Origin of the sequence: Komagataeibacter oboediens (genome assembly GCF_003207815.1) — a bacterium.
GTDB lineage: Bacteria > Pseudomonadota > Alphaproteobacteria > Acetobacterales > Acetobacteraceae > Komagataeibacter > Komagataeibacter oboediens.
Genome location: NZ_NKTX01000102.1, coordinates 1 through 6162, shown reverse-complemented (window position 1 = coordinate 6162; position 6162 = coordinate 1). Strand labels below are relative to the sequence as shown.

7 protein-coding genes and 1 pseudogene are annotated in these 6162 nt (G+C 62.5%); all 8 read left to right on the top strand.

Annotated elements, in window-relative coordinates; translation table 11 throughout:
- Positions 1-453 (top strand): annotated as a pseudogene (locus CFR80_RS16505) (hypothetical protein); the annotation flags it as partial.
- A gap of 8 nt (positions 454-461) precedes the next feature.
- The gene (locus CFR80_RS16500) at positions 462-671 is read left to right on the top strand and encodes a hypothetical protein (RefSeq protein ID WP_019087358.1); all 210 of its coding nucleotides are present in this window, start codon (positions 462-464) and stop codon (positions 669-671) included.
- Positions 668-1825, top strand: coding sequence for a hypothetical protein (locus CFR80_RS16495; protein ID WP_110507737.1), 1158 nt, complete (start codon positions 668-670; stop codon positions 1823-1825). The genes CFR80_RS16500 and CFR80_RS16495 overlap by 4 nt, the downstream gene beginning before the upstream one ends.
- Positions 1818-2495: a phage baseplate assembly protein V gene (locus CFR80_RS16490; protein ID WP_110507736.1), complete on the top strand. Its 678-nt coding sequence runs from the start codon at positions 1818-1820 to the stop codon at positions 2493-2495. The genes CFR80_RS16495 and CFR80_RS16490 overlap by 8 nt, the downstream gene beginning before the upstream one ends.
- On the top strand, positions 2492-2854 hold the full coding sequence (locus CFR80_RS16485) for a phage tail protein (protein ID WP_110507735.1): 363 nt from the start codon (positions 2492-2494) through the stop codon (positions 2852-2854). Before CFR80_RS16490 ends, CFR80_RS16485 begins: the two co-directional genes overlap by 4 nt.
- Positions 2855-2896: 42 nt before the next feature.
- On the top strand, positions 2897-4021 hold the full coding sequence (locus CFR80_RS16480; RefSeq protein WP_110507734.1) for a baseplate J/gp47 family protein: 1125 nt from the start codon (positions 2897-2899) through the stop codon (positions 4019-4021).
- On the top strand, positions 4014-4730 hold the full coding sequence (locus CFR80_RS16475; RefSeq protein ID WP_258367909.1) for a hypothetical protein: 717 nt from the start codon (positions 4014-4016) through the stop codon (positions 4728-4730). The genes CFR80_RS16480 and CFR80_RS16475 overlap by 8 nt, the downstream gene beginning before the upstream one ends.
- Before the next feature lie 2 nt (positions 4731-4732).
- A complete protein-coding gene (locus CFR80_RS16470; protein ID WP_110507733.1) occupies positions 4733-6019 on the top strand; it encodes a tail fiber domain-containing protein in 1287 nt (428 codons plus the stop codon).
- The last annotated feature ends 143 nt before the right edge of the window (positions 6020-6162 follow it).

The window sequence follows — 6162 nt, the reverse complement described above, 5'->3', positions numbered from 1 at the left end:
TCTGTCGTTTCATCCATCACCGGTGCCGTGAGTGATGTAGCCACCATTACAGGCAATATCGCGGGCCAGTTATCCACGGTTGTGGGGCAGGTGACGCCGATTGCCGACATGGTTGGCGCTGGCGGCCTGTTTTCTGGCGTGCAGGATAATCTGTCGGTGGTCGGCGGCCTGTCTGGCGCGGGCGTCAATCTGGCCTCGACCCCGGAAAGCGCGGCAAGCCTGCTGACCGGCCTGGAAGCGGCTGGCACTGGCCTGACAACTGGTATCAGCCAGACAGGCGCGAACCTTGAGGGGGTGAGCCTGAACGGCGCGGCGGGACTGTCCACCCTGACCCAGAATGCGGAGTTGCACAGCGCATCGGTCACGTCCGGCTCACTGGTCAATCGCGCCTATGCGAACACCCTGACAGCCACGGACGGCACCCAGAACGGCCCGCTTGTAACCGCGCAATAGGATACCCCATGGCAACTACGATCAAGGTAACGGCAGCGGACATGTCGCTGTATCACGTTGCGGCGGCGCAGCTTGGGGATGCAACGCAGTGGTGGCGGATTGCGCAATTGAACGGTCTGACGGATCCCGATCTGTCCAACTTCCTGACGCCAGTTCAGATCATCCTGCCGACCGTTGATGCATCACTGGCGAGCGGCGTGCCTGGGGTGTCGGCATGAGCGAGACAATCAGCGTTACAACCAAAGGGCACCGCATATGGCGCGCCCCACGCGCCCGGCTCTTGGTTGACGGAGCTGAAACCACCGTCACCTTGCTGGAAGAATTCACGCTTACCCGCACCCGATACAGCCGGGCCGATACACTGGATATGACGCTGGCGCTGGACCGTACCCAGATCGCCACGGGCGGCCTATGGTTTGATCTGGCGGCATCATCGAGCGGATCCGCGCTTCCTGATATCGACATCACCTTGCAGATGCGCGACGAAGCCCGGACCGGCGCACAGTGGACGACCATGTTCCAGGGTATCGTGGATCATGTCGAATGGTCCCCGGCAGAAACGTCCGTACATATCCAGTGCCGCGACTACCTGGCCAAGCTGCTGGATATGCGTGTGCTGTCTGGCTGGATGAACATGACCGGGGCTGATGTGGTCAAGGCAATGATCGCCGATGCGGGCCTAACGCCCAACGTAACCATGACCGATGGTATGGTGGGCCAGTTCTGGCAGGTCGAACACAAGCGGAAATCGGCCTCGAGCCATAGTCGCTTTCAGACTGCGTTTGACCTCGCCAGCTATCTGGCGAACATGACCGGCAGCGACCTGTATGCCGATGGGAAAACTATTGTCTGTGCGCCGTATCCGACTGCCGACAAGAGCAACACCCACACGCTGGATTATAGCGACACCGGCCCGCTCAATCCGATCCAGATGGGGGCAAGTGGCCTGCGCTTTACGAGGGATTACCAGATCGGAAAGGGCGTCGTGGTCCACGTTACGGCATGGGACAGCCGCCAGCGCAACCGGGTGGAGTATTACTGGTCTGTGGAGGGCGGATCGACCAAGAAAGCGGAAAGCACTGGTAACGTCCACAGCTTCACGTTGCCGGGCGCGCGCCTTGATCTGGTGCAGCAGTATGCCCAGCAGAAATATAACGAAATCGTGGCGCATGAGCGCGTCATCAGTGGCCAGATACCAGGCCGCATCACGCTGGCCCCGCGCCAGTTCATGCAGATCACCGGCACTGGCACGACATGGGATGGCACGCTTGATGTGGACGCGGTCAGTAGCCGCTTTTCGTGGTCTGGCGGCTTCACACAGCAGATTACCTTGCGCAACCGCGATGTGACGAAGGACGAAGATAATGGCTGACATGCGCATGGTGGGTTCCAACATCGCGAATGCGCAGGCGCAACCGGAGTTTGGTATCGTCAGCGCCGTAGACCCGGTAAACCATGCCGTCAAGGTCATGACCCAGCCGTCCGACATTGAAAGCGGTTGGCTGCCATGGGGCGCGATGCAGGTCGGCAGCCTGCGCGTTGCCTGTCCTCCTGATATCGGCACCCACGTCATGGTCGTGCATGTCGAGGCCGACGCGGAACACGGCGTGGCGGCGGTTCCGATCTATGATGCCGTGGTGATGCCGCCCAACTCCCCCGCCACGGGCAAGCCAGCACAGCCTGGCGAACTGCTGATCGTGGCAGGATGCGCCACGCCCCCGCCCAATGGCGAGACAACGCCGGGCAATGTCACGCAGAACGCGCCTTGGTGGCATATTACCAAGGACACGATCTACAGCGGGGCAGGGGATGCCACCGAGACGCTGACCGCCACCGGCAAGGCATGGAAGGTCGGCGGCGTGGCCATGACGCTGGATGGTAACGGCCTGTCCGTCACCGGCGGCTCCATCACCACGGATAAAGACATGACCGCACAGGGCACCGTGACAGGCCAGAAGGACGTGCTGGCCAACGGCACATCAGGCCACAGCCACACCCACCCGGTCACCGATGCGCCGGGCACCACGGGCGCGCCGTCATGAGCGCGCTGTCCCACACCATGGGCGGCGACCTTGACCTGTCGGGCACTGGCGGCGTGGCCGTGGTCACGGGCGCGGACCAGACCCGCCAAGCGCTGCTGCGCAGGCTATGCACCAATGCGGGCGCGTATATCTGGCAGCCCGATTACGGCGCGGGCCTGCCCGCCCGGGTCGGCACGGTGATGGATGAAGCGGGCATCCGCGCCCTTGTGCTGCAACAGATGCAGGCCGAGGCAGGCGTGGACCAGACCCAACCCGTCACCGTGACCATAACCAGCCCGAAAACCGGGGCTTATCTTCTGGCCATATCCTACACCGACGCCACGACCGGCATGGTGCAGGAACTGACACTGAGCACCTGACAGGCGGTTCCCCGGAGCCGCCTTTTTTTATGGGAGGCCCGCTTGGCCATAACCTTCCAGTCATTCAAGACGACGCTGGGCAACATGGTGGCCGCGGCGCAGGGCGCGTGCCCGGCGCTGCTGGACCTGAATGTCGGGTCCGCCGGTCGCGCCATGCTTGAAGCCGTGGCGGGGCTGGGGCTGTGGTTCCAGTTCATTGCCCTGCAAATCCTGTCGCGCACGCGGCTTGCGACCTCCATCGGGTCGGACGTGGACAGTTTTGTGCAGGATTTCGGCCTGTCGCGCGAACCGGGGACGGCGGCGACCGGCACCGTCACCTTTACATCCTTCACGCCATCCAGCCAGTCGGCCACCATTGCGGTGGGCGCTACGGTCAAGACGGCGTCGAACCTGATCTATGACGTGGTGGAGGACAGCACGAATGCCGCATGGTCGGCAGCCGACAGCGCCTATGTCCGGCCTGCGGGCACGGCGTCCATCACCGTGCCGGTCCAGTGCGAGACCACCGGCAGCACGGGCAACGTGGCAGCAGGTGCCATCTGCCTGCTGGGCACGGCGGTTGCGGGCATTGACACCGTCACCAACGCCGCAGCCCTGACCAATGGCAGCGATGGGGAAACGGATGCCGCCCTGCGCACGCGGTTCGTGGCCTACATCAACAGCCGGTCCAAGGCGACGGTGGCGGCGATCGAGAACGCGGTGACCGATGTATCCGCCGACCTGATCTATCAGGTAGTGGAGAACGTGGACACGTCCGGCGCCTTCCTGCCCGGCAATGTGGTGGTGTATGTCGATGACGGGTCAGGCGACGTGTCGGACGCCACGATCAATGCCGTGTATGTGGCGGTGGATGATGTGCGTCCGGCCGCCGTGTCCATCATGGTCGTGCGCCCGAACGTGGTGCGTCCGCCCGTGACCATGACGGTCAGCGTGGATGGCACGGGCAACCTCGCCACGGTGCAGGCCACGATCAGCACCAATATCGCAACCTACCTCAACAGCCTCGCCATCGGGGATGCGGCCAGCTATTCGCGCCTGATCCAGATCGCCTATGCCGCCAGCACGTCCGTCACCAACGTGACCGGCGTGACACTGGCCGGTGGCACGATTGACCTGCCGGCACTGACCGGCACGGCCTATCGTGCGGGGACGGTGTCCTTTGGCTGACGTAACGCAGAACGGTTTCGCCCTGCGCATCCGCAGGCTGCTGCCGACCGGCTGGTTTCCATCCGCGGCCGCCGCGGGCGAGACGGAACAGGCCCCGGTGCTGAATGCGCTGCTGCAGGGTTTCGGCAGCGTGTTTGTATGGATATGGGCCATGCTGTCAGGAACGGCCGACCAGACCCGGCTGGCGACCATGACTGGCGCGTTCCTGGACATGTTTGCTGCTGACTTCTTCGGCACCATGCTGACCCGCAACCCCGGAGAAAGCGACGACGCCTTTCGCACCCGTATCGAAGAAGCCCTGTTCCCCTCGCTCGGCACCCGGCCCGATGTGGTGAACGTGATTGCCGATGAAGTGGGCACCGCAGGCCGCGTGATCGAGCCGCGCAATGCCACCGACTGCAAGGGGCTGGGCAGCCTGTCCAGCCCGGCCATTGGCGGCGGCTATGGCTATGGCGCGACCGCCCTGCGCTATGGCTCGCGCGGCGCACCCTTCCAGCTTTTTGCCCAACTCCCCACGGGCGATACCAGCCAGCCCGCAACCCAGACCCTGACCCGCATTGCCAATGTCATGCCCGCAGGCACGATTGCATGGGTGCAGGACGTAGAAAACCTGCCAACCGATCCCGCTATCCGCCTGACGCAGGACGGCACCATCCGACTGACACAGGATGGCCAGACCCGCATTTCAACCATCCTTGAGGATAACTGATCATGACCGGCATAACCATTCCCCAGTTGCCAGACGGTGCCACGCTTGACGATACGGATCTGCTTGAGATCGTCCGCACGGCAGAGGACGGCACGCAGTCCTCCATGCGGATCACCGCGACGTATGTTGTCCCGTGGCTGGCCGGGAAAGACCTGTCACAATCCGTTGTCGTGCCTGCCGGTTCGGCTGCGGGGACTACTGGAACGGCACTGGCCGACATCGCCGCGACGGCCAATGGGGCGGTGCAGTCGTCACAGATTGGTGTGGCTGGTGGCGTCACTGGTATGAATGCCGAGGGTGCTTCATCCGCCCCCAATTTCACCGCCACTGGGTCCGGCTTCGCGGTTCAGGACGTCAACGGTTTGGGTCTGCGACTGCAATCAAACGGGCATGTATATTTCACAATGGCCGGTCTTGGCGGCATCGTGATTCCTGATGCCGATAACACCACATCACTAGGGGTTTCTGCGTATAAATGGGCAAACGTCGTCTCCGTTCTCGCTACCGTCACTGGCATCGCAACCGTGGGTGGGTTGCAGACTCAATACGTTTTGGGGGCGCAGCAATCCACCGGAAACATGCAAATCGGTGCCCCAAACCCGACTGGGTCAGTGGTAGGTTTCGTTTGCCGTAACCAAGGAAACATCTATTTCAACAGTTACGATATCGGGACGAATACGCCGGGTGGGTATCTTCTACCGGGATCAGACAACGTCATAGTATTCGGCGCGTCGTCGAACCGCATTGCGCAGATTTTTGCAGGCACAGCGGCGATCAACACGTCTGACGCCACCGAAAAAACCCTCGCCTCGGCAGAATCACCCTTCACACTCGCACAGATCAAAGTCGCCCTGCGTCCGCTCCTGACGCGGCTGTATCAGTGGAACGATATGATCGCCAAGAAAGGGGCAGACAAGGCGCGCTACCATGTTGGCTATCTCGCGCAGGATGTGTTTGCCCTGCTGACGGCGGCGAACATCGACCCGACCATGACGGCGCTGTGGTGCAATGACGCGCTGACACAGAATGTTCTGGTCACGCCCGGCAAGGAGGCCGTTACCACCACAGACCCCGAGACGGGCGAAGTCACCGTCGTAACGCCTGCTGTCGATCCGGTCTATGAAGATCAGCCCATTCTGAACGCCGATGGCACGCAGAAATACCGTCAGGGCCTGCGCATGGAGCTGGTGCATGCCGTTCTGATCGACGATAGCCGGGACCGGATTGCGACACTCGAAAACAACTATGCGGCGCTGCTGACGCGGGTTGCTGCGCTGGAGGCGAAATAATGGACAGACAGATCGTCTACCCCGCGCAGATTCCGCTGGACAGCGACCAGTTGAACGCCCAGCGCAATGCGTATGTCGGTCTGGGCCAGCTTGCGGCCATGGCCTATGGCTGGACCACGGTTTCGGCCAGTGGCTTTGCCTGC

Bases quoted from the DNA above. Each gene is read 5' to 3' on its own strand.
- CFR80_RS16500 (WP_019087358.1), top strand. From the start codon at position 462: ATGGCAACTACGATCAAGGTAACGGCAGCGGACATGTCGCTGTATCAC.
- CFR80_RS16495 (WP_110507737.1), top strand. From the start codon at position 668: ATGAGCGAGACAATCAGCGTTACAACCAAAGGGCACCGCATATGGCGC.
- CFR80_RS16490 (WP_110507736.1), top strand. From the start codon at position 1,818: ATGGCTGACATGCGCATGGTGGGTTCCAACATCGCGAATGCGCAGGCG.
- CFR80_RS16485 (WP_110507735.1), top strand. From the start codon at position 2,492: ATGAGCGCGCTGTCCCACACCATGGGCGGCGACCTTGACCTGTCGGGC.
- CFR80_RS16470 (WP_110507733.1), top strand. From the start codon at position 4,733: ATGACCGGCATAACCATTCCCCAGTTGCCAGACGGTGCCACGCTTGAC.